The sequence below is a fragment of the Microvirga mediterraneensis genome (assembly GCF_013520865.1).
GTDB classification, from domain to species: Bacteria; Pseudomonadota; Alphaproteobacteria; order Rhizobiales; family Beijerinckiaceae; genus Microvirga; species Microvirga mediterraneensis.
Genome location: NZ_JACDXJ010000001.1, coordinates 2,613,349 through 2,634,799, shown reverse-complemented (window position 1 = coordinate 2,634,799; position 21,451 = coordinate 2,613,349). Strand labels below are relative to the sequence as shown.

The window sequence follows — 21,451 nt, the reverse complement described above, 5'->3', positions numbered from 1 at the left end:
CAGGGTTACTTCCCGAAGACCTCGCTCCAGGCATCGAGCCAGTCGGTCTTGGCCGCATTCATCTTCTCGTAGTCGAGGCGCCTGAGCGACGAGATCATCTTCTGGCCATAGGTCCAGCGGGAGGCCTGTTCTGGCGTCAGCTGCACGGCGGTGGCGACGGGTGCGTCCACGCCGCGCTCGGCCAGCGTCTGCTGGATCTTGGGGTCGAGGATGAAGTTGATGAACTGGTGCGCCAGCTCGGGATTGGCCGCGCCCTTGGCGATGTTCACCGTGTTGAGGGTGGCGTAATCGCCCTCCTTCAGCTCGGCCCACCGGACCGTCGGCACGGCGGCCTGGATCTGAGTGAGGGTGAAGTCCTGCGCCATGGCGACCGAGACTTCGCCGGTCGAGAACAGGTTCACGAGCTCCGAGCCGGTGTTGTAGTTCTTCACGACGTTGGGCTTCAGCTGCTCGAGAGCTTTGAAGGCCGCGCTCTCGTCCTTGTAGGGATCGACGCCGGCCTTGCCGGCAGCGACCAGAACCGTCATCGGGCCGGCCGTCGTGGTGATGCCGGGCAGAGAGACGCGGCGCTTGAGATCATCCCGCCACAGGTCGTTCCAGGAGGTGATCGGCGTCGAGACCTTGGCGCTGTCATAGATGATGCCGACGCGGCCGACGGTGTAGGCCGGACCGAACTTGCCCTGAGGCTCCTTGGCGATATCGTAGATGCCGTTGATATTGGGAACCTTCGCGCGATCAACCGGCTGGAACAGGCCTTCCTGGATGCCGAGCTGCGAATAGCTGTCTGTCAGGTAGACGACATCGACGCCTCCGCCGCCGCGGATCTTGATCTTGTTCAGGCGGTCGGCGTTGTTGCCCGTCTCAAAGACCAGATCGCATCCGCATTGGGCGCGGAACGGCTTGAGGATGATTTCTTCCAGCTTGTCGCCGTTGAAGCCCCACCAGGAGATCGTAAGGGTCTTGTTCTGCGCCATGGCGGGAGCCGCGGACAATGCCGCCAGAGCCAATACCATGCCCGCAACCGGTTTGCGCCAACGCCCTACCATGTCAGAATCTCCTGCGTTCCATTGTTTCACAGCCGAGGATATTGATGCCGATACCCTTTACGGGGACAATCACTGCCCTATCGGCACCACGCATTAACACAACCATGGGCACGGGGAAGCCCCGCTGGCTGATGACTCTGCTCTCCAGATGATTTTTTATGCCCAAAAAACTCGCAGAATCGAGGTGGTTATTCAGGAAGCCATCCGCCAGCCGGCGCCCGCTTCAGGCGCGGAGTGCGAAGAACCCCTGCCACCCGGTCCGGCGAATGGGAATAGATGGCTGAAACCGGCTCCTCCCAGGCATTCGTCTGCAGCATCGCCGCTCCGATGGCCACCGGACTGATCCCGCAGGTCTCGAGCAGCTTCAAGGCCGCGACGATGGAGCGACCGCTGCTGATCACATCATCCACGAGCAGCACCCGCCGGTTCTCGATCAGCGGCAGCATGCGCGGATCGAGATACAGGCGCTTCACCTGCTCGGGGCTGGTGATTGAACTCATCGGGACCGAGAACTCCTCCCGATACCAGAACTTGCGCGATGTCCCGAACGGGACGTAGCGGCTGTGCCCGAGCCTTTTCGCCGTGCCGCGCGCCAGCGTGAGACCGAGGGTCGGCAACCCGATCACCACCTCCGGGTCGAAGGCGCGGACCTTCTCGGCGAGGCTGGCGCACAGCGCCTCTTCGACAGCGAAACCGGCCTGGTTGATGATGAGGGATGCAAGGGCATGTTCCCCATCGGCCAATTCACGGATCGGAAGGCACAGCTGGCGCCCATCCTCAAACTCGGCGGGAAAGAAGCCACGATGCCCGCCATCCGGCAGCCGCTCGAAGGTGCGGGGCGGATGAATCTCCTGCCAGAAATCATGGGGCTGCATGGCTCACATCTTCCAATCTGACGGCACTGAACGATTGTGACCCGGCCGCCATCGCGCTATCGAACACGCTTCACCAACCCTATCAGGATGACAGCGCAATGCCCCTTCCGGACCTCATCCAGGCGGACCTACCATTCCTGCGCAACCTTCGCCAAGACCTGCATGCTCATCCGGAGCTGGGTTTCGAAGAGGAGCGCACGAGCGGGATCGTCGCCTCACTCCTGGAAGAGGCGGGCGTAAGCGTGCATCGGGGATTGGGCAAGACCGGTGTCGTCGGCACTCTTCGAGCGGGCAACGGCACACGAACCATCGGCCTTCGCGCCGACATGGACGCGCTCGCCATGCCGGAGCAGGCAGAGCGTCCCTACAAGTCGAAATTCGCCGGCAAGATGCATGCCTGCGGTCATGATGGGCATACGACCCTGCTGCTCGGAGCGGCCCGGCACCTGGCCCGCACCCGCAACTTCTCAGGCACCGTCCATTTCATCTTCCAACCGGCGGAGGAAGGGCGTGGCGGGGCGAAGAAGATGGTCGAGGATGGGCTTTTCGACCTATTTCCCTGCGACGCGGTCTATGGCCTGCACAACATGCCCGGCTTGGCGGTCAACGAGATGGCTGTGACGGCAGGCCCCCAGCTGGCTTCGTCCGATACATGGTTTGTGACGTTCAAGGGTGTCGGCACCCACGGCGCCAAGCCGCATCTCGGCAAGGACCCGATCACGGCGAGCGGGCATTTCCTCTCCGCCCTGCAGACCATTGTCGGACGGGTGGTCAATCCGTTGCAGCCCGCCGTCGTGAGCGCCTGCTCCATTCAGGCGGGTGATCCCCGGGCGCTCAACGTCATTCCCGATATCGTGGAAATCGGCGGAACGGCACGGGCTTATTCCGCGCAAGTGCGCGATCAGCTCGAAGTGGAAATCGCGCGGCTGGCGCAGGGCGTCGCCGCGATGTTCGGCATCGAAGTCTCATACGAATTCCACCGTCGCATTCCGCCGGTCGTCAATCATGCGGATGCAACGGCGCGCGCACTCAAGGCCGCGCGGGCCGTGTGCGGATCCAAAGTGGTGACGGATTTCGAGCCCTCGACGGCCGGAGACGATTTCGCCTTCTTCGGAGAGGCCGCGCCCGGCGCCTATGTCTGGCTCGGAAACGGCCCCGCCGTCGATGGAGCGCTCCATCACAACACGGCGTACGATTTCAACGACGACGCGATCCCGACCGGCGTCGCCTTCTGGATTGCGCTCGTGGAACAGGAGCTTGCGGTCTGAGGACTACCGCCTTCTCACGCGGGAAGGCTCGGCCTCCCCAGCATCGGCCCAGCCGCGTCGATTCTTGCGCTGCTTATGCGGCTTCTTTCCCCTGTCGCGCCGGGCCTTCTCGTCCGGCTTGCGCCGATGGGATACGGAGGTCGCAACCAACTTCTCTTCGATCTTGGCGTTGAGACTCGCGCGCAAGTCGACAACCGCCTCCACATCCTCGAACACGGCCGGATAGCGCTGGGCCAACCAGAGCCAGCTGGTCGCGATCTTCACGCGCGCCTCGAGCTTCAGGAGATCCGCGTTCACGCCGAAATCCGGAGCCTGGACCCGCCCGTCACGGGCGTGCTGCCGCGCCCATTCGAGAAGCAGTTCGACCGCCAGCTGCTCGCGCCCATCGACCGGCGCCATCGCATAGGACAACCGGTCGAGGATCGGCATGTCGACCGTGTCGAGGAGCGTCGCGAGCTCGATCATCTCGTCCATGTCAGCCATGCGCAGATCCGGGTGGCCGGCAACGAGCGTGTCGTACAGGTGGCGCAGCACGCGGCCGAGGCGATCCGTCTGCAGCACCTCGCTTGCGGACAGCACCGTCTCCTGGTTCGGGCGGACATAAGCCTTGCCCCGCAGCTTCGCGGCATCGCCATTGAGCGCATTGCGAACGATGGCTTCGACCTGCGCGTAAGCGCCCGCATCCGGCAGCGCCGTTACGAGCCCTTCGTCATGGTGGCCGAAGCGCCCTGCCCGGCCGGCGATCTGCTTGATCTCCATGGCCGTGAGCTGGCGCTCGCGCACGCCGTCGAACTTGCGCAGGGTCGAGAAGACCACTCTCCTCAGCGGCCCGATGTTCAAGCCCATGCCGATGGCATCGGTCGCCACAAGGATCTCCGCCTCGCCATTGCGGAAGCGCGCGGCCTCGGCGCGGCGAACTTCGGGCCCGAGAGCGCCATACACGGTGGCGACCGTGCGCCCCGCCGCCACGAGACGCGTGCGCAGGTCGTGCACGGCGCGGCGGGTAAAAACCACGACGGCGTCCCCGCGCGTGAGCTTGTTGAGATTGGCCGAGACGCCTTCCACGCGCAGCTTGCCCCTGCGCTTGAGGATCTTCACCTCCAGCGGCTCGCCGGTCATGGCGAGCAGGGGCTCGACGAGTGGGATCGCCTCCGGCGCGCCGGTCAGCACCACGAGCCTCGCGGGCGCCCCGATCATGGCCTGTGTCCAGGCCCAGCCGCGGCTCGGATCGCCGAGCATCTGAACCTCGTCGATCACGCAGACGTCCACGACCCGGTGCAGATCGAGCGTCTCGATCGTCCGGGCGATATGGGTCGCGCCTTCCGGCAGAACCCGCTCCTCGCCCGTGATCATGCCGGCTGCGAAACCGTCTCCACTCAGGCGTTCATAATGTTCGAGCGCGAGGAGCCGCAGAGGCGACAGGATCTCGGCGGTCTCCGCCTCCCCGGCCAGTTTGAGAGCCTCATGGGTCTTGCCCGAATTGGTCGGGCCGGCGAGGAAAACGAAACGGCGGTTGAGGGAACGGGCGACCGGAAAGATGGCCGCATAGCGCTCGTAGCCCGAGGCTTCGCGGATCTGCGCTTCGCGGAGGTGCCGGAGCCGTCTCGCGGCCGCCTTGGAGCGGTAATCGTCGAGCTTCTGGCGCAATCTGCGGCCCACGCCTGCCGGCCCGCCCTTGTCCGTCGCCTGGATGCGGTCGAGCTTTTCGATAGCGGCCTGAATGCCGCCGAGGATCGCCTGGCGCTCACCCGCATCTTCGTAGGCATCGAGATAGGTATCGAGCTCGTCGCGCCAGCTCTCCAGCTCCTGCTCGCAGGCCTCGAACACGGCGTCGCGCAGCGCGACAACCCTGGCTTCGAGGGCGTCCGACGCCGCCGCAAGTTCCGTGCGTTCCACGCGCGCGGGCGCAAGCACCACCGCCGCCACCTCGAGAGGTTCCGCAAAGGAATACTCGACGACGATGTCAACGGGAGCGCTGTCCGGCAGGATCTGCATCGGCTTACTGAACACGGCCCGATAGCCCGCAAAGACGCGCTCGGGTTTCCATGGGCCCTTCTCGATCCGGCGGATGTCCTCGGCGATGTAGAGTCCGGTGTTCCGCCGGACCGGCGCGAGGATACTCTGCCGACGCCGGTGGGCGGCATCGTCCAGAGGCTGCTGTTCACTGCCGCTCCGGGAAGAACGGGAGCCGCTCTTCAACGTCTCGCCACCCTGTTCCCGCCATGCCGGCACCTCTCCCGCAAGCTGCGCGACCACTTCCGGGTCGAACATGGGGGCCTCGAAAGTGCGCCCACGCTTCTGGAACATCCGCCGCTCGGCCACCGGAATGAGCCCGGCTTCGATCCAACGCTCGCATTCGGCCTCGCTAGCTAGGAGGATTCCCGGCAGATGATTGAGGCTGACAAGGTTCTTTGATTTCTTGGGCATTCACGGTTCCGCATGGCGAAGCGGCCCTGTGCTGCTCCGGCCTCGTTCATGGGTGCACCCGCCGCTTCGGATTCAACTCGCGGAAGGCTCAGATGTTTTCAGGGATCGCTCTCAGGGATGTCGATGACCCGGTCGGATCAGGGCGAGACAGGAAGGATCAGCCTCTAAAGCCTTGACCCGCTGACTCTTTCCTTCACCGTCATGTGTCCATGGCAGAGTGCAATATCAAGGGTTCGACGGCTATGGAAGCCCGTCATTTGCAACAGCTTATCCCCTGTCGAGCAGGAGAATGCCTCAGGTTGCCTCCTTGGCACCAAGTGTTTTCCTGAGGAAGGAGAGCCCCAGGGCCGACAGGAAGGCCGCCTGCTCCTTGTTCGCCGCTCCATGCCCACCGTCGTCCGGCTCGTAGAAGAAGACCGGCTGCCTCATGGCCTCCAACCTAGCCGCCATCTTGCGGGCGTGGCCCGGATGAACCCGGTCATCACGCCTCGAGGTAACGAGCAGGACGGGCGGATAGGAGCGCCCCTCTGCGAGGTTCTGATAGGCGGAGAAGCCCGCCATATAGGCCCAATCCTCCGGGCGCTCGGGATCGCCGTATTCCGCCACCCAGCTCGGTCCCGCCAGAAGCTGCGTGTAGCGCCGCATGTCGAGGAGCGGCACCGTGCACCAGATGGCGCCGAAAAGCTCAGGGTAGCGGGTGAGCATGTTGCCGACGAGCAGCCCCCCGTTCGATCCGCCATAGGCCGCCAGCTGCTTCTCCGTGGTGACGCCGCGCCGCGCCAGATCCCGGGCGATGGCGGCGAAGTCGTCATGGGAGAGGCGCTTGCCCTCCCGCATGCCGGCCTTGTGCCACGCGGCCCCGAACTCGCCGCCGCCGCGGATGTTGGCGACGACCCAGACATTGCCGCGCTCCAGCCAGGTCTTGCCGATGCCGCCGAGATAGCCCGGCGTCATCGACACCGAAAACCCGCCATAGCCGTAAAGCACCGTCGGGCGCGGCCCCTGCTGGTTCTTCGGGCCGATTTGATAATAGGGGATGCTCTCCCCGTCGACCGAAACGGCTTCGTGTCGCGTCACCTCCAAGCCTGAGGCATCGAAGGCGACAGGCGCTTCCTTGAGCACCTCGACCTGCTTGTCTTCGGTGACGAGCGCCAGCTTGGTAGGCTCGATGAAGCTGGAGATCGAGAGCAGGAATTCATCCGTGCGTTCGAGCTGCCCGGCATCGAGCGACATAGAGTGCACCGCTGCGGTATCCGGAAGCCCCTGAAGGCGTTCCAGGTGCCAAGGTTCGCCCGGCACGCCGAGCCAGATCTGGCTCGCGAGATTGTCGAGTACGGTCAGGATCAGCCGGGACTTGGTCCACCAGAAGCCGGAGAGCACACGCCTGGGACCCGGCTCGAAGAGCATCTCGAAGCGACGGTCGCCTGCCATGAAGCGGGAGAAGCTGATGGCCAGCAGCGCATCGGCCGGATAGGTGCGCTCCGGCAGAACCCACTCGCTCTTCAGCTTCACGACCAGCCAGTCCTTCTCCACATCGAACCTGGCATCGCGGGGAAGGTCGATGAGGAGAGGCTCGCCCCCTTCCCGGGCGAGATAGCTGATCCCCTCCTCGAACGTGATCTGCCGCCGATAGAACACCCGCTCGTAGCCGGGTTCGAGGTCGACGGAGGCCGAGATGTAGATGTCGTTGAACTCGCCCTCGAAGACCACCGGCGCCTGCTGGAAGTCCAAGCCGCGCTGCCAGAGGCGGATTGTCCGGGGGTAGCCGGAGGCCGTCGCCGCGTTCTCGCCGAGCGTCGTGGAGACCAGCAGCCGGTCCCTGTCGAGCCAGGTGGCTCCGCCCTTGGCCTCGGGAAGGGCAAAGCCGTCCTCTATGAAACGTTTCTCGATGAGGTCGAACTCGCGCAGTTCGACGGCGTCGGCGCCGCCTCGCGACAGGCTGACGAGGCCGTAGCGCTGCTCGGGCTCGAGCGTGCCACAGCCTTTCCAGACCCAGTCTTCCCCCTCGGCGCGCGCCAAGGCATCGATGTCGAGGACCGTTTCCCAAGACGGCTCCGCCCTGCGGTACTCGTCCATCGAGGTGCGCCGCCACAAGCCGCGCACATGGTCGGCATCCTGCCAGAAATTGTAGAGCCAGCCACGCCTCCTGGTGATGAAGGGGATATTGTCCGGCCGGGTCGATATCTCGTAGAGCGCCCGCCTGTCGGCGTCGAAGGCCGCATCGCACAGGGCCGCTTTCGTGATTTCGTTATGGGCACGCGCCCAGGCAAGGGCCTCTTCGCCTTCCACGTTCTCCAGCCAGAGATAGGGATCGTGGTGTGCTTGCATCCGTTCGGCCATGACTGCGCGTTCCGTTCAGGTTGATGATATTCGGCGGGCGAGAATCGGTTGGAGGGATTATTGGTCACGCCAAGCCGTGCGCAACACCTGTGCTCAGAACCGGATCGATCACCATCCGTTGACGATAGAGAATTTCAAAGGGGCCACTATGGATCCATTCGTATCCGCACTTGAAGAACTCGCTGAAGCCCTTATGGCCGGAGAAGATCCGGAACAGGCCTTGCCGGATATCGCCGGAGAGCACGATCTTCCGCTCCCGGCCCTGCGCAATCGGGCCTTGAGGGCTCTCGGGCCGCTCGAAACCTACAAGCAGCGTCAAGCCGAATTGAAGAAGGAGCGCGAGCAGACCGCGAGGCGGCGCGACCCGGTTTTCGCGGGGGCGTCCTTCCTGGCGGCCGTCGCGAGCCTGAACCCGCGGCTCTCCGCCGAAGACAGGCAGGCCGAAATCCAACGTCTGGCGACGGAATACGATGTCGATCCCGCCGCGCACAAGGAGGCCATCGAGCGTCTGCGCAAGCGCTGACGGGCCGGGCTGCGGCGATCAAACCTCCCGCGCCGGCGCGGATTCGGGCATGACGGGCGCGCCCGCCTTGTCGGCCCGCTTCCGCTTCCGCTCCCGCGTCACCAGACGGAAGAACAGCGGCACGAAGAGGATGGCCAGGAAGGTTGCGGCGAGCATACCGCCGATGACGCCGGTGCCGACCGAGTGACGGCTCGCGGAACCCGCACCCGACGATATCGCAAGCGGTACGACACCCAGGATGAACGCGAGAGACGTCATCACGATAGGGCGGAAGCGGAGGCGGGCAGCATCCAGGGCGGCATCGTAGACGCTTTCCCCTGCCCTGTGGCGCTCGGACGCGAACTCGACGATCAGGATCGCGTTCTTGGCCGCCAGACCGATGAGGGTGACGAGGCCGACCTGGAAATAGATGTCGTTCTCGATCCCGCGCAGCCAGATCGCCACGATGGCGCCGAAGACCGCGAAGGGCACGGCCGTGATGACGGCGAACGGCAGAGACCACCGCTCGTATTGCGCCGCAAGGATCAGGAACACCATGACGAGGCCCAGGAGGAAGCCCTGGGATCCGGTGCCTGCCGATTGCAGTTCCTGATAGGCAGATCCCGTCCAGCCGATGGAATAGTCGGAGGACAGTTTCTGCGACACGATCTGCTCGATCGCGGCAATCGCCTGCCCGGATGAATATCCCGGCGCCGGATTGCCCTGGATCTTGGCGGCGGGGAACAGATTGAAGCGGTCGACCACATCCGGCCCGACGATGCGGGACGTGGAGAGGAGGACGCTGAGCGGGACCATATTGCCCTTGTCCGACCGCACGAACACGTGCTGCAGATCGTTCGGGCTCATCCGGAACTGAGGCTCGGACGACAGGCTCACCCGATAGGTCCGCCCGAACAGCCCGAAATCATTCACGTAAAGACTGCCGAACGTGCTCTGCATCGTGTCGAAAATCGCCGAGATCGGCACGCCGAGCGCCTTCGCCTTGTCGCGGTCGACGTCGATGCGGTATTGCGGCACGTTCGTGTTGAACGTCGTGGAGACGCCTGCGAGTTCGGGCCGCTCTCGCGCGGCCTGGACCACCTGCTGCGCCGCCTGAGAGAGGCTTTCGAGAGAACCGCCCGAACGATCCTGCAGGAAGAATTCGAAGCCGCCCGTGGTGCTCATGCCGGTGATCGGCGGTGGGTTGAAGCCGAACACGACGCCGTCGCGGAAATTGACGTTCAGGCCCGCGAAAGCCGGCGCGAGATTGCGCGCGTCGAGGCGTGGGTCCTTTCGCTCAGACCAGTCCTTGAGTGTCACGAAGGACACGCCGGAATTGGTTTTCTGAGCTCCCGACAGGAGATCGAATCCGGCGATCGTCACCACGTCTGCGACGGCGGGATTGTCCTTGAGTTCCTGGCTCACCTTCGCGGTGATGTCGAGGGTGCGGTCGAGGGAGGCCGCGGGCGGCAGCGCGGTGACGACGAAGACATTGCCCAGATCCTCCGCCGGCACGAGGCCGCCCGGCACCCGCTCGAACAGCCACCAAGTCGCCCCCAGCATCCCGCCGATCAGCACGAGGGCGATCACGGCGTGGCGCAGGAAGTAGGCCGTGCCGGTGGTGAAGGTCCGCATCACCCAGTCGAAACCGCGATTGAAGACCCGGAACGGCAGCCACGGCTCACTGTGTCCCTCTTTGAGCAGGATCGCGCACAGGGCGGGCGTCAGGGTGAGCGCCACGATGCCGGAGATCACCACCGAGACGGCGATCGTCACGGCGAATTGCCGGTAGAGCTCTCCGGCCAGTCCCCCGAGAAAGGATACGGGGATGAAGACCGCGCAGAGCACGAGCACCACGGCGATCACCGGTCCGCTCACCTCCTGCATGGCCTGGATGGCGGCTTCGCGCGGCGGCTTGTGCTCGGTCGACATGATGCGCTCGACATTCTCCAGCACGATGATCGCGTCGTCGACCACGATGCCGATGGCAAGGATGAGGCCGAAGAGCGTGAGGAGATTGACCGAAAAGCCGAGCACATACATGCCGCCGAAGGTGCCGATGATGGAGACCGGAACGGCCAGCAGCGGGATCAGGGTCGCGCGCCAGTTCTGCAGGAAGAGGAAGACGACGAGCACGACGAGCACGATGGCCTCGGCGAAGGTCCTGACCACCTCGTCGATGGAGACCTGGATGAACTTCGTCGTGTTGTAGGGAACGTCGTAGCGCAGGCCATCGGGGAAGCGCTGTGAGAGGCGCTTCATCGTCGCATCGACCGCGGCCGAAACGCTGAGCGCATTAGCTCCAGGCTGGAGATAAATCCCGATAGGCACCGTCGGCGCCCCGTTGAGGGTCGATTGTGTGGAATAGTTCAGCGATCCGAGCTCGACCCGGGCCACGTCTTTCAACCTCAGCGCGCCACCGTTCTCGTCCGAGCGCAGGACGATCTGCTCGAACTCGCGGGGGTCGGCGAAGCGACCCTGGGTCGTGACCGAATAGGTGAAGGCCTGCCTCCCCGGTGTCGGCTCCTCCGCGAAGCGCCCGGCGGCGAATTGTGCGTTCTGCTCGCGGATGGCGGCGGCGACGTCGCCCGGCGTCAGGTTGTACTGGGCAAGCTTGTCGGGCCGGAGCCAGACGCGCATGGAATAGTCGGATGCGCCGAAGAGCGATGCGTCACCGACGCCCGGTGTGCGGCGCAGCTCGTCGATGATGTTGATGAGCGCATAATTGGAGATGTAGATCGTGTCGTAGCGCCGGTCGGGCGAGGACAGGGCGACGATCTGGAGGATCGAGGACGAGCGCTTGGTCACGGTCACGCCCTGCCGCCGCACCTCCTCGGGCAGGACGGCCGTGGCCCGCTGGACACGATTGTTGACATTGATCGTCGCCTGGTCGGCATCCGTTCCAGTCTGGAAGTAGACCGACAGACTCATCGTCCCCGAGCCGGTGGAGGTCGATTGCATGTAGATCATGTCCTCGACACCGTTGACCTGCTGCTCCAGCGGAGCAGCGACGGTCTCGGCGATGGTCTCGGCACTCGCGCCCGGATAATTGGCAGAGACGACCACCTGGGGCGGCACGATCTCGGGATATTGCGCAACCGGCAGAATGCGCATGGCGATCAGGCCGATGAGCACGATGGCGATGGAGAGAACCGACGCGAAGATAGGACGGTCGATGAAGAATTTGGAGATCATGGCTGCCCCCCGGATCCCGGGCCGCCCGGAGAGGCCGTGGTCTGCGCGGCTTTCGGATCCATCTCCACGGGCCTGACCGGCTGGCCCGGCCTGACGCGGATGACCCCGTCGACGATGACCCTCTCCCCGCCTTTCAGGCCGTCCTGCACGACCCAGCCTGAAGTCAGTTCGGGACCGAGGCGGATCGGGCGCGGTTGCGCGATATTGTTCTCGCCGACCACATAGACCAGAGGTCCCTGCGGCCCCTGGCTGACGGCCTGCTGCGGAACGACGATGGCATCCGGCAAGGTGATGCCCATGAGACGAACCCGGACGAACTGGCCCGGCAGCAGCAGTCCGTCCGGGTTCGGAAAGACCGCCCGGGCCTGGATCGTCCCGGTCTGGAGGTCAACCCGCTGGGCGGCGGTGTCGATTTTGCCGGTCTGCGGATACTTGCCCTGCTGGGCGAATTGAAGCTCGACCGTCAGATCTCTTTCAGAGATCGGTTTTTCCCGCTTTTCGTTCAGGGCACGGAACGCCCTGCCCTCCTCGTCGGTGAAGGAGAAGATCACGTAGGCCGGATCGATCTGGGAGATGGTGGTCAGAAGCGTCTGCTGCGCCTGAATGAGCGCTCCGACTGGCGGCGATTCCAGTGCCGTGACCCCGGTTCCCGGCGCCGTGATGGTGGTGTAGCTCAGGTTCAGCTTCGCGTTCTGGACCTCCGCCTCACCGAGCTGAACCCCGGCCCTGGCCTGATCCCGCTGGGAGCGGGCATCCTCAAGCTGGGCCGCCGTCGAGACGCCCCGGCGGACGAGCTGCTCGATCCGGTTGAAGTTCTCCTCGGCCTGACGGACGGCCGCTTGGGCCTGCTGCAGCTGAGCCTCCGCCCGACTCTGGGCCAACTCATAGGGTGCCGGATCGATGCGAAAGAGCACCTGATCCTGCGTGACGCGAGCCCCCTCGTCGAACTCGCGCTTAAGCAGCAGCCCGCCTACGCGGGACCGGACTTCGATGTCGCGAAAACCGGAGACGCGGCCCGCATACTCCACCGGGTACGGCACTTCAGTGGGCCGAACGACCACGATACCGACCTGGGGGACCGGCAGCGTGGCGGACGCCGTTTGCTGCGGCGGCGCCTGACGTGGTGTGCGGATCATGAAAAAGTAGCCTGCCGCAGCAAGAGCCGCGCCGGCCATGACGACCAGGAGAATGCGCTTGATCACCCGACCCTCCGGACTCATTCAGGCTCGGCGCCTTGAAGGACTGACCTTTATGACATCGTGGGGCGAGCGGCCGCCGGCGGATCCCCACCCTCAAGGGTGAACACCTTGGCCATGCGCGGGTTCCGCCGGAGCCGCAAAGGCCGATAGGCTGCCGGGAGCACGCGCCTGCGGCACTTTAACCTGCGTTAACAATTTCTTTCTTTGTGTCGGGTTCCTGACAGACGGATAGGCGCGACTCAGTATCATTCAGCCTAACGACAGAATGAACTCATCGCAGGGGGCACCAACATGGCCATCCGCACGCTGTCCGCTCCTTCCGAGGATGCAGCGGGCTGCGCCGGACCATGGAGTGCTTGATGAAGACCAAGAAAAGAAAGATCGTTTCCTCCGAAACTCGCCGGACCGCCAAGCTCGAACGTGAGCTCAAGGCCATCGAAGCTCAAATTGCGCTTCTGGAAAAAGACACGCGTCTGGATCTCGCCGTGCAGGACCATTTCGTCCTGTGGAGACGGCCGAACCTCTTTGCTCCCTGGCCGTTAGGCCTCCAGCATTAGGCAGCATCCCATTCTGCACCTGGACGGCTGCGCTCCGCGCAGGACCGTATTTCACATGACGTTTGCGAACGGATCAGCACCATGAGAAAAATAACCCAGACGCCACCCGACAAGGCGCGAGACCTCTTCGAAAAGCTTCTCGCCACGTCCGACAGTGCCGTGAAATCCCGAGAACGCCTGTTCACGGACCTGCAGGAAGAGCTGAGGCTCCTCGCAGCGCTGCAAGAGCAGCATCTCCTGCCAGTCCTTCGCCGGCATGGGATGGACGATCTCGTCCGGCAGGCCCTCGACGACAACGAGGAAACCAACACGCTTCTGACGGATCTGGAGCGCATGCCGAAGAACACGGGAGAGTTTCTCTCCAAGGTGGCCGAACTGAGAAGGGTTTTCCAGCAGCACATCCGCGACGACAGGAAGGAGCTTCTACCGGCCGTGCTCAAGGTCTTGAGCGACGATGAGGCGGAAGCGGTCGCAGAGAAGGTGGAGGATGAAATGGCGGCAATCGACGAGACGAAGAGGTTCGAAGCGCGCCGTGTGCGCGATCAGGTCGAAACCGTTCAGCGGATGAGCGACGACTTTGCCGAAACCGTGAAGACCGGAACGGAGAACGCTCAGAGTATCGCCCAGGCCATGCAGCAGGCCATACAGACCAGCTTCGGGTTGTTCTCCGAATTGGCTCGCCGCTCGACTGGGCAAGCGATGCAGATGTACGCCCGCCCCAACGGCGAGGCTCGCGCGTTCAGCGACCAGGGTGCGGGAAATCTCAGGGCCGTGGGACAATCCAATGCCCATCTGGCCATGGGCCTCCAGGATGTATCGAGAGAATGGCTGGAGCTCAGTCAAAAGCGCCTGCAGACTAACCTCGAAGGTTTGAACGCTCTCACCCGATGCCGCTCCATGAATGAGTTCGTGGCCATTCATGGCTCGCTCATCCGGGACAACGTGGAGCAGACCATCGACAATAGCCGGCGCATGGCCGAACTTATGATGCAACTGGCAGGCGAAACGACGCGCTCGGCAACAGTCGAGGTCAAACAATTCGCGGAACGCGCCAACCGGGCTGCCTAGCGCAGCATGCTGGCCGAAAGAGTTGCGCTCTGCCCACCACGTAACATCCGATGCGCGCTTGGCGCCCCGGTCGTCATCCTGGGAGCCAAGCGCCATGGGGTCCTCCCGTCAGTCTTTCACCGAGCGGTTCAAGGCGCTTGTCCAACGGTGCGGCCAGAAAGCCAGGACTGCGACGATGAACGTGAGAAGGAGCAGGGCCACCATGACCTGCGCCACGCCGAAGATCGGCGCATCCTTGGCCACGAACCACCCGGTCACGACACCGGCCGCAATCATCAAGAACCGAACGACCCATCCGATCATAAATGCCTCCAAGGCCACGCGCGGGGATCATCATCCTACACGGCTCGGCCGAAAATCGGGCAATCACCCTGGCAGAAACTTCTTCGGAAGATTTGATCGGAATCAAAGCTTGCGGCCATCGTGTCGTGCATGGTTATATCGAGATCGCGTTCCGCAACGTCATGCCGCCGATACAGATCACCGTCATATATTTAATCCATGTTGGTCGCGTAAGGACATCAAGCCTAAGAGAATACCGTCGGAGGAAGCTATGGACTCAGACGCCGAGCATTTCCAAAAGGTATCGCGCACCGATAAATTCTACTCTCCCGACATTCTTCCTCAGCTCCAATCGTTGCTGGCCGATCTGGCGGACATCGATTTCGCTTACGAGAAAAGCCTCGATTTCATCAGGCACAGCGAAGCTGACGAGGACCGCAAAAGCGAGATGATCGACCGGCTCTGGCGGCTGCACCGCGAGCGGCGAGCTCCCTACGTCCAGGAACTCACGGTTCTACGCTCCCGGATCGAGAAGACATTCGCCTGAGCGGAGGTCCCAATGACTGTTTTAGACCTCATTATTCAAGCTGAGCGTTTCAAAATGCCTAGGCCAAGTTAGCCCTGGATGGAGTTCAGATAGGCGATGAGGTCGTTGATCTGGGCGGGATCGAGCTGGAACTGAGGCATGGAGGGATGACCCGTCGTAATGCCCTCCGCGAAGGCCTCTGCCAAGTCCTCGATCTGATAACGGGTATGCAGCGTCCGGAAGGGCGGCGCCTCGGGAATGGGGCTCTCGCCTATCCGTCCGATCGCGTGGCATTGTGAACAGTTGGTCTGCGCGAAAGTCTGCCCGCGCTGGATCCGCCCGGCTTGGGCCATGACGCTCGTCGCTCCGAGAACGAGCCCGAGACCGCAGATGACGATAAATCTCATATCCGGCGTCCCTCCGCTGGCGACGGCTCCGCATGCCGGACCGAAACGATTTCAAAGGTATAAGGTTTCTCGTCCTCATCTTGGATGGTGACGTACTCACCTTCGACGAAACGATGCTGGTTGAGATGATAGCCCGCTTCCTCGTCGCCGAAGCGGCCCTGGTTGTAATCAATCATCCAGGTCGCGCCACCGGAGCCGCCTGGGCGGTGGATCAAGACTCCCTGGCGTTCGCCCTCGTTGCCCCAGAAGCGGCGGACTCGGCACAGAGATCTCTTGCGTGCCCATTCTTCCTGATCCAGGTGTCCGTCAGCGTCGAGCGGCGCGGTCAGCTCATAGCCGTAGCTCGGGCTGCCTTCCGGAAACTGCTTGTTGCGGGCAAGATGAAGGGTGATGTGATACAGCAATTGTCCCTCCCGACATCGAGCCGGCCTCTCTCGGCCATGGCCCTCGAGGCAAAGCTTAGGATTGAATCCTCCGCCTGCTTTGATTCACGTCAAAATGAGGCATGAGCGGGACGACGATAAGCTGTCCGGACAAACTCGTGGAAGATCTATTGGGTACCTCTAAAGACAGCGTCATGGGATGCCCGCAGCAACAGGGGGCCGGCTCGCCCTCCCGCATCGGGCATGGCGTGAACAAAAAAAGAACACAACAATTGATTCACCGCAAGGAACAGTCTTGAGCGGCGGCCATACTGTGACCGTTGCCTCCTGTCAGGGCGAGAAGTCCCGGAGTTTGAGATGCCGCCTCATGCATCCTCCAAGTCCAAGGATCGTCAGATCCCAGTCTCTCAACAATCCATGCGGCCTGTGCTGGCCCCCAACGCCGGCGCGGCGGGCGCTCGGGTCTCCGCGCCGCCTCCCTCGCCGGAGCCCTGGGACGATGCCGAACTGCATCAGCTCCGGGATGCGCTCGATCACACCACCCATGCCGGTCTCGCCCATCTGACGGCGGGCCTTTCACCGGCAGCCATCATCGATGCGTTCATGGACTGGGGCGTGCATCTTGCGATCTCTCCGGGCAAGCAGGTCGAGCTCGCCACGAAAGCCGCGAGAAAATGGGCACGGCTGACGCAGTTCGCCTCCCGGTGCGCGATCAATGGCGGCATCACTGAGCCATGCATTCAGCCGCTCCCCCAAGACCACCGCTTTACCGAGAAGGAGTGGTCGCATTGGCCCTTTAACGTCATTCAACAGGGCTTTCTGCTGCAGCAGCAATGGTGGGACAACGCCACGACCGATGTGGATGGGGTGACCAAGCAGCACCAAGCGGTGGTGGAGTTCGCCATGCGCCAGGTCCTCGACATGGTGTCGCCGTCCAATTTCATCGCGACCAATCCGGTCGTGCAGCGGCGCATTCTGGAGACTGGCGGGCAGAACCTTCTTCAGGGCCTTCGCAACTTCGTCGACGACTGGGAGAGGATCATTCGCTCCAAGCCGCCGGCCGGCACAGAATCCTTCCGGCCGGGCCGCAAGGTGGCCGTCACGCCCGGCGAAGTGATCTACCGCAACACCCTCATCGAGCTGATCCAGTACAGTCCAACGACGGAGAAGGTCCGGCCGGAACCGCTCCTCATCGTGCCGGCCTGGATCATGAAATATTACATTCTCGATCTTTCGCCCGAGAACTCGTTGGTGCGCTATCTGACCGACCAGGGTTTCACGGTCTTCATCATCTCCTGGAAGAACCCGACAGCCGAGGATCGGGATCGCGGTCTCGACGATTATCGCAAGCTCGGGGTCATGGCGGCGCTCGATGCGGTCAATGCCGTCCTGCCCCATCGCAGGATTCATGCGGTCGGCTACTGCCTCGGCGGCACGCTTCTCTCCATCGCGGCGGCCGCCATGGCACGGGACGGAGACAGGCGCCTGGCAACCCTGTCGCTTCTGGCAGCACAGGCGGATTTTCGCGAGGCCGGAGAACTGACGCTCTTCATCAACGAGAGCCAGCTCCACTTCCTCGAGGATCTGATGCGCAGCCAGGGCTATCTGGACACGCGGCAGATGTCCGGCGCCTTCCAGCTCCTGCGCTCGAACGACCTGATCTGGTCACGGCTCATTCGGCACTACCTGTTGGGCGAGCGCACGCCGCTCAACGACATGATGTCCTGGAACGCCGATGCGACCCGCATGCCCTACCGCATGCATGCCGACTACCTGCGGCAGCTCTTCCTCAACAATGACTTGGCCGAAGGACGCTTTCTCGTCGACGACCGCCCCATCGCGATCCGCGACATCCGCATGCCGATCTTCGCGGTCGGAACCGAGCGCGATCACGTTGCGCCATGGCGCTCGGCGTTCAAGATCCATCTCCTGGCCGATACCGACGTGACCTTCCTTCTCACGACCGGGGGGCACAATGCCGGCATCGTGGCCGATCCCAACAGGACGGGAGGCAGCTTCCAGGTGCTGACGCGGTCCGCCTCGGGGCATTATTTGGATCCCGACACCTGGATCAAGATCGCGCCTCGTTTCGAGGGATCCTGGTGGCCGGAATGGGTGCGCTGGCTCGTCTCCCATTCCGGCGAGCTGACAGCTCCGCCGCCCATGGGGGCACCGGCACAAGGCTACCCGGCTCTCTGCGAGGCGCCCGGCACCTATGTGCTTCAGGCCTGATCCAAGGGAATGGCGACTCCGGTAGGGCTCGAACCTACGACCTGCCGCTTAGAAGGCGGCTGCTCTATCCAGCTGAGCTACGGAGCCATCCGACCGGCGCCTTGTCCTTAGTGGGTCCAGGGGCCGACTCGGTTGAACTTGAAATTGTCGGAGTAGGACATCGCCCGCCGCTTGACCTCGCGCGGCTCCTCGACCCTATAGGCAATGCCCTCGCGCTCGGCATAGGCCATGGCCTCTTCCTTGGTGTCGAACCACAGGCGGAGCTGCTGTCGGGTATCGCCCGAACTCGTCCAGCCCATCAGGGGCTCGATCTCGCGAGGCTTGTCCTGCTCGAAAACGAGAAGCCACTGCTTGGTCCGGGCCATGCCGGACTGCGTTGCGGACTTGGCGGGCTTATAGATCCGTGCAGGCATTGGTTTTGGACTCTCTCCAAGACTCATCCGGTGAAGATGGTCGGGGCGGCAGGATTTGAACCCGCGACCCTCTGCTCCCAAAGCAGATGCGCTACCAGACTGCGCTACACCCCGTAATCCTCAACAGCTTGGTTTCTCTATCGATTTGAGAACACCAAGGCAAGCCCTACTGTTCCGGTTTGGGAACAGAAAGGAACCCATGGGACCGATGTGGGACCGAAAGTCCCAGGAAAAGTCCCAGGGATGTTCCCGAGGCGTTCCCGCCCCTCTCGCAGGCTGGAGGGCGTCATGAGCAGAGCAATCCGCTGGAGCGACAACGACCGCTACTTTGGCCCGTTCACCTACGCGCGAGAGCGGCAGTACAAGCGCCTTGCCCTCGTGCTTGGCTCTGGGGACGATGACGATTATCCGGGGTGCCGCCTGAGGGCGAGCGCATTCGGGCACACTTTGATTGTCGCCCTGCCCCCGATCATCAAGCCATGGCGCCAGAAGGTCTTTGCCACCTCCTGGGATGCGGCGACGGTCGCCCGCCTTGGCCGGGACTGGTACTGGGACACGCACGAGCGAGAATACGGCTTCTCGTGCTCCGAAGGGTTCCTACAGGTCTTCCTTGGCCCTCAGACCCATGACAGCAGCACGACTAAGAGCTGGTCGAAGTTCCTGCCCTGGACGCAATGGCGGCACGTTCGCCACAGCATGTACGGGCTTGACGGAGAGCACTTCTGGACGGAGCCCGAAAGGGATATGCGGCTTGGCCGAGGCTATGATTGGGAGGCCATCCACGCCGCTCAAGAGGCTTGCCCGTCAATGACGTTCGCCTTCACGGACTATGACGGGGAGGAACTGACCGCCAAGACCCGGATCGAGGAGCGGGAATGGCGCTTCGGGACCGGCTGGTTCAAGTGGCTATCGTTCTTCCGAGCCCCGAAGATCCGCCGTTCGCTCGACATCCAGTTCTCGGGCGGGACCGGCCGCCGCAAGGGATCATGGAAGGGAGGCACCCTAGGGCATGCCATCGACATGAAGCCTGGGGAACTCCACGAACCAGCCTTCCGCCGCTACTGCGCCGAGAACGGGATGACGTTCATTGCCGCTCTCCCCGCCCCTCTTGTATCCGGGAGAACGGGATGAGCGGACACCTCTGGCAGGCTAAGCACCCTTATTACATGACCGAGGGCAACTATTACGCCCGCGACTGCCATACCGAGTTCAAATCATGGGCTGAGTTTCTGAGCGAATGGGGCGACTCGGGCCTTGATTACAACTACGTGGTCCGGTGGGACTGGCGCGAGGGCAGCGATTGGGATCTCGGGGAGTACAGTGGCGACGACTATTACCGCCACGCCCGCTTCCTCGTTCAGTTCGTTGGTCAGCGGAAAGCCCTGCTTCTCTCGGCGGAAGTCCATGTCTGCCGGGCCGATGAGGCGGCGATCAAGGAATGGCTCCAACCCAGGTTCGAATACGCCATGACGATGTGGGCGCCGTTCCTCCCTTCCCCTATCGCTGCTGGGAGGATGAAATGAGATTTTATTATGTGACCTCCGCGCTTCGCGCTCGTAGCGCAATGCAGGGATCACGCAATCGCAGGGTTGGAGGTGGCTATGAGTGAGATGGTGGAGAAGGTTGCGAGGGCCATTTTCAGCACGAACTACCATCCTGACGATGGCGAGTTCGCAAGCCGCATGTTCGACAATGACGACCACCCGCAGGAGAAGCGAAGGGCCTACAGAGCTGCCCGACTAGCCATTGAGGCCATGCGGGAGCCGACAGAGGGGATGGTCGACGCTTGCGGAACGGGCGAGTGCAGGAAGTGGGCACGCGGGGTATGGGCTGAAATGATCGGCGCCGCCCTCCGCGTCAGCGATGAGCACCGGAACGGCGAAGATCCGAAGGAGCTGAGGGCGAAGCCTGCCAGCGCGACGGCTTTAGCCGGGACGCCCGTCCTTCCCCCTCTAGAAGGAACTAAGGAATAGCCGAGAACGAGCGGCAGCCACTATCCACTGTTTCCACAGCCTCCCCCCCACCCCTATTGCTAGGACTCGACTTCACTCCTGCTCAAGCGCCATGTTCCTTATTCGTTCTCGTTGAGTCGAATACGGATGAGCAGGCCCAAGAAGAACTCCCACAAGCTGACCGTCGAGCAGGTTCTCGATATCCGGTTACGCTATGCTGTGGGCGACAGGAGATGGACCAAGATCGGCCGCCTCTATGGCGTGAAGGCAGATGCCGTGCGGAATGCGGCTTGGGGCGTGCCCTACAAGGATCTGCCTATGCCGCCGGGGTGGAGATCGTAAAAGCCCCGCCAGCGTGAGCCGACGAGGCCTTTCAGGTGATGTGCCGCATCTCCTGGGAGGGCACGACATAGAGTCGGGAAGCTTGGCGGCAAGGGTGGATGGTCCCTACTCTCCCCGGTGCTGGATAACCTCCCGAAGCAGACTGTCCAGCCGGTCTCCGAGCTTCTCGATCGAGCCTGCCAGCCGTCCCTCAACCTCTCGCAGAACCTCTCGAGAGACGAGGCGCTCCGCCTGGGTGACCTGATAGGCATTCACGGAAGCCTGCAGGATGGCGATCTTCTCGTGAGCCTTGTCCGCTTTCTCCTCAGCCGCGGTAGCCCGCTTGTCGGCTTGGACGGCCTTCTGCTCTGCCTGGATCCAGAACCGTATGAGGGCGAGCGCAGTCCCTCCGATCATGAAGATGGTTGAGAGGTTGATGTCCCAGCTGAACTGCATTC

21 protein-coding genes and 2 tRNA genes are annotated in these 21,451 nt (G+C 63.1%); 10 read left to right on the top strand and 13 right to left on the bottom strand.

What is annotated here, in order from left to right; genetic code table 11:
- Positions 1-5: 5 nt before the first annotated feature.
- Together H0S73_RS12580 and H0S73_RS12575 are read right to left on the bottom strand one after the other, a co-directional pair.
- Entirely contained in the window at positions 6-1,046 is a 1,041-nt protein-coding gene (locus H0S73_RS12580; RefSeq protein ID WP_181052483.1) for an ABC transporter substrate-binding protein, read from the bottom strand.
- Positions 1,047-1,234: 188 nt separating this feature from the next.
- Positions 1,235-1,921 carry a phosphoribosyltransferase gene (locus tag H0S73_RS12575; RefSeq protein ID WP_181052482.1) on the bottom strand — a complete coding sequence of 229 codons (687 nt, stop codon included), beginning with the start codon at positions 1,919-1,921 and terminating at the stop codon, positions 1,235-1,237.
- A 98-nt stretch (positions 1,922-2,019) separates the two neighbouring features.
- Here H0S73_RS12575 and H0S73_RS12570 point away from each other — a divergent pair, with 98 nt between their 5' ends.
- A complete protein-coding gene (locus H0S73_RS12570) occupies positions 2,020-3,189 on the top strand; it encodes a M20 aminoacylase family protein (RefSeq protein ID WP_181052481.1) in 1,170 nt (389 codons plus the stop codon).
- Positions 3,190-3,192: 3 nt separating this feature from the next.
- On the opposite strand, the gene H0S73_RS12565 is transcribed toward H0S73_RS12570, so the two are convergent.
- Together H0S73_RS12565 and H0S73_RS12560 are read right to left on the bottom strand one after the other, a co-directional pair.
- The gene (locus H0S73_RS12565) at positions 3,193-5,616 is read right to left on the bottom strand and encodes a helicase-related protein (RefSeq protein ID WP_181052480.1); all 2,424 of its coding nucleotides are present in this window, start codon (positions 5,614-5,616) and stop codon (positions 3,193-3,195) included.
- Between the two features lie 294 nt (positions 5,617-5,910).
- Positions 5,911-7,956 (bottom strand): prolyl oligopeptidase family serine peptidase, encoded by a 2,046-nt coding sequence (locus H0S73_RS12560; RefSeq protein ID WP_181052479.1) that lies wholly within the window; start codon positions 7,954-7,956, stop codon positions 5,911-5,913.
- Positions 7,957-8,104: 148 nt separating this feature from the next.
- On the opposite strand from H0S73_RS12560, the gene H0S73_RS12555 reads away from it, so the two are divergent.
- On the top strand, positions 8,105-8,479 hold the full coding sequence (locus H0S73_RS12555) for a hypothetical protein (protein ID WP_181052478.1): 375 nt from the start codon (positions 8,105-8,107) through the stop codon (positions 8,477-8,479).
- Between the two features lie 18 nt (positions 8,480-8,497).
- Here H0S73_RS12555 and H0S73_RS12550 read toward each other — a convergent pair whose 3' ends face one another.
- Both H0S73_RS12550 and H0S73_RS12545 read right to left on the bottom strand, forming a co-directional pair.
- The gene (locus tag H0S73_RS12550; protein WP_343058454.1) at positions 8,498-11,650 is read right to left on the bottom strand and encodes an efflux RND transporter permease subunit; all 3,153 of its coding nucleotides are present in this window, start codon (positions 11,648-11,650) and stop codon (positions 8,498-8,500) included.
- Entirely contained in the window at positions 11,650-12,855 is a 1,206-nt protein-coding gene (locus H0S73_RS12545) for an efflux RND transporter periplasmic adaptor subunit (protein ID WP_181052476.1), read from the bottom strand. Before H0S73_RS12545 ends, H0S73_RS12550 begins: the two co-directional genes overlap by 1 nt.
- Positions 12,856-13,211: 356 nt before the next feature.
- On the opposite strand from H0S73_RS12545, the gene H0S73_RS12540 reads away from it, so the two are divergent.
- Positions 13,212-13,409 carry a hypothetical protein gene (locus H0S73_RS12540; RefSeq protein WP_181052475.1) on the top strand — a complete coding sequence of 66 codons (198 nt, stop codon included), beginning with the start codon at positions 13,212-13,214 and terminating at the stop codon, positions 13,407-13,409.
- Positions 13,410-13,490: 81 nt separating this feature from the next.
- Positions 13,491-14,477: a phasin family protein gene (locus tag H0S73_RS12535; RefSeq protein ID WP_181052474.1), complete on the top strand. Its 987-nt coding sequence runs from the start codon at positions 13,491-13,493 to the stop codon at positions 14,475-14,477.
- Between the two features lie 108 nt (positions 14,478-14,585).
- On the opposite strand, the gene H0S73_RS12530 is transcribed toward H0S73_RS12535, so the two are convergent.
- Positions 14,586-14,780: a hypothetical protein gene (locus H0S73_RS12530; RefSeq protein WP_181052473.1), complete on the bottom strand. Its 195-nt coding sequence runs from the start codon at positions 14,778-14,780 to the stop codon at positions 14,586-14,588.
- A 250-nt stretch (positions 14,781-15,030) separates the two neighbouring features.
- Here H0S73_RS12530 and H0S73_RS12525 point away from each other — a divergent pair, with 250 nt between their 5' ends.
- On the top strand, positions 15,031-15,306 hold the full coding sequence (locus H0S73_RS12525; protein WP_181052472.1) for a lipoyl synthase: 276 nt from the start codon (positions 15,031-15,033) through the stop codon (positions 15,304-15,306).
- 68 nt (positions 15,307-15,374) lie between these two features.
- Here the strand turns inward: H0S73_RS12525 and H0S73_RS12520 are convergent, their stop codons facing one another.
- Together H0S73_RS12520 and H0S73_RS12515 are read right to left on the bottom strand one after the other, a co-directional pair.
- Positions 15,375-15,692: a c-type cytochrome gene (locus H0S73_RS12520; RefSeq protein WP_181052471.1), complete on the bottom strand. Its 318-nt coding sequence runs from the start codon at positions 15,690-15,692 to the stop codon at positions 15,375-15,377.
- Positions 15,689-16,096 carry a hypothetical protein gene (locus H0S73_RS12515; RefSeq protein WP_181052470.1) on the bottom strand — a complete coding sequence of 136 codons (408 nt, stop codon included), beginning with the start codon at positions 16,094-16,096 and terminating at the stop codon, positions 15,689-15,691. Before H0S73_RS12515 ends, H0S73_RS12520 begins: the two co-directional genes overlap by 4 nt.
- A gap of 336 nt (positions 16,097-16,432) precedes the next feature.
- On the opposite strand from H0S73_RS12515, the gene H0S73_RS12510 reads away from it, so the two are divergent.
- Complete coding sequence (locus H0S73_RS12510) at positions 16,433-18,307, top strand: PHA/PHB synthase family protein (RefSeq protein WP_181052469.1); 1,875 nt, start codon at positions 16,433-16,435, stop codon at positions 18,305-18,307.
- 10 nt (positions 18,308-18,317) lie between these two features.
- Here the strand turns inward: H0S73_RS12510 and H0S73_RS12505 are convergent.
- The 3 genes from H0S73_RS12505 to H0S73_RS12495 form a co-directional block, all read right to left on the bottom strand.
- Positions 18,318-18,394: transfer RNA gene (locus H0S73_RS12505), tRNA-Arg, on the bottom strand.
- 20 nt (positions 18,395-18,414) lie between these two features.
- Positions 18,415-18,720, bottom strand: coding sequence for an ETC complex I subunit (locus H0S73_RS12500; RefSeq protein ID WP_181052468.1), 306 nt, complete (start codon positions 18,718-18,720; stop codon positions 18,415-18,417).
- Between the two features lie 37 nt (positions 18,721-18,757).
- A tRNA-Pro gene (locus H0S73_RS12495) sits at positions 18,758-18,834 on the bottom strand.
- 174 nt (positions 18,835-19,008) lie between these two features.
- On the opposite strand from H0S73_RS12495, the gene H0S73_RS12490 reads away from it, so the two are divergent.
- The 4 genes from H0S73_RS12490 to H0S73_RS12475 all read left to right on the top strand — a co-directional run bounded on the left by H0S73_RS12490 (position 19,009) and on the right by H0S73_RS12475 (position 21,014).
- The gene (locus H0S73_RS12490) at positions 19,009-19,851 is read left to right on the top strand and encodes a hypothetical protein (RefSeq protein ID WP_181052467.1); all 843 of its coding nucleotides are present in this window, start codon (positions 19,009-19,011) and stop codon (positions 19,849-19,851) included.
- Complete coding sequence (locus H0S73_RS12485; RefSeq protein WP_181052466.1) at positions 19,848-20,243, top strand: hypothetical protein; 396 nt, start codon at positions 19,848-19,850, stop codon at positions 20,241-20,243. Before H0S73_RS12490 ends, H0S73_RS12485 begins: the two co-directional genes overlap by 4 nt.
- A gap of 78 nt (positions 20,244-20,321) precedes the next feature.
- Positions 20,322-20,693 (top strand): hypothetical protein, encoded by a 372-nt coding sequence (locus H0S73_RS12480; protein ID WP_181052465.1) that lies wholly within the window; start codon positions 20,322-20,324, stop codon positions 20,691-20,693.
- A gap of 126 nt (positions 20,694-20,819) precedes the next feature.
- Positions 20,820-21,014 carry a hypothetical protein gene (locus tag H0S73_RS12475; RefSeq protein WP_181052464.1) on the top strand — a complete coding sequence of 65 codons (195 nt, stop codon included), beginning with the start codon at positions 20,820-20,822 and terminating at the stop codon, positions 21,012-21,014.
- A gap of 105 nt (positions 21,015-21,119) precedes the next feature.
- Here H0S73_RS12475 and H0S73_RS12470 read toward each other — a convergent pair whose 3' ends face one another.
- Positions 21,120-21,449 carry a hypothetical protein gene (locus H0S73_RS12470; RefSeq protein WP_181052463.1) on the bottom strand — a complete coding sequence of 110 codons (330 nt, stop codon included), beginning with the start codon at positions 21,447-21,449 and terminating at the stop codon, positions 21,120-21,122.
- Positions 21,450-21,451: the final 2 nt, after the last annotated feature.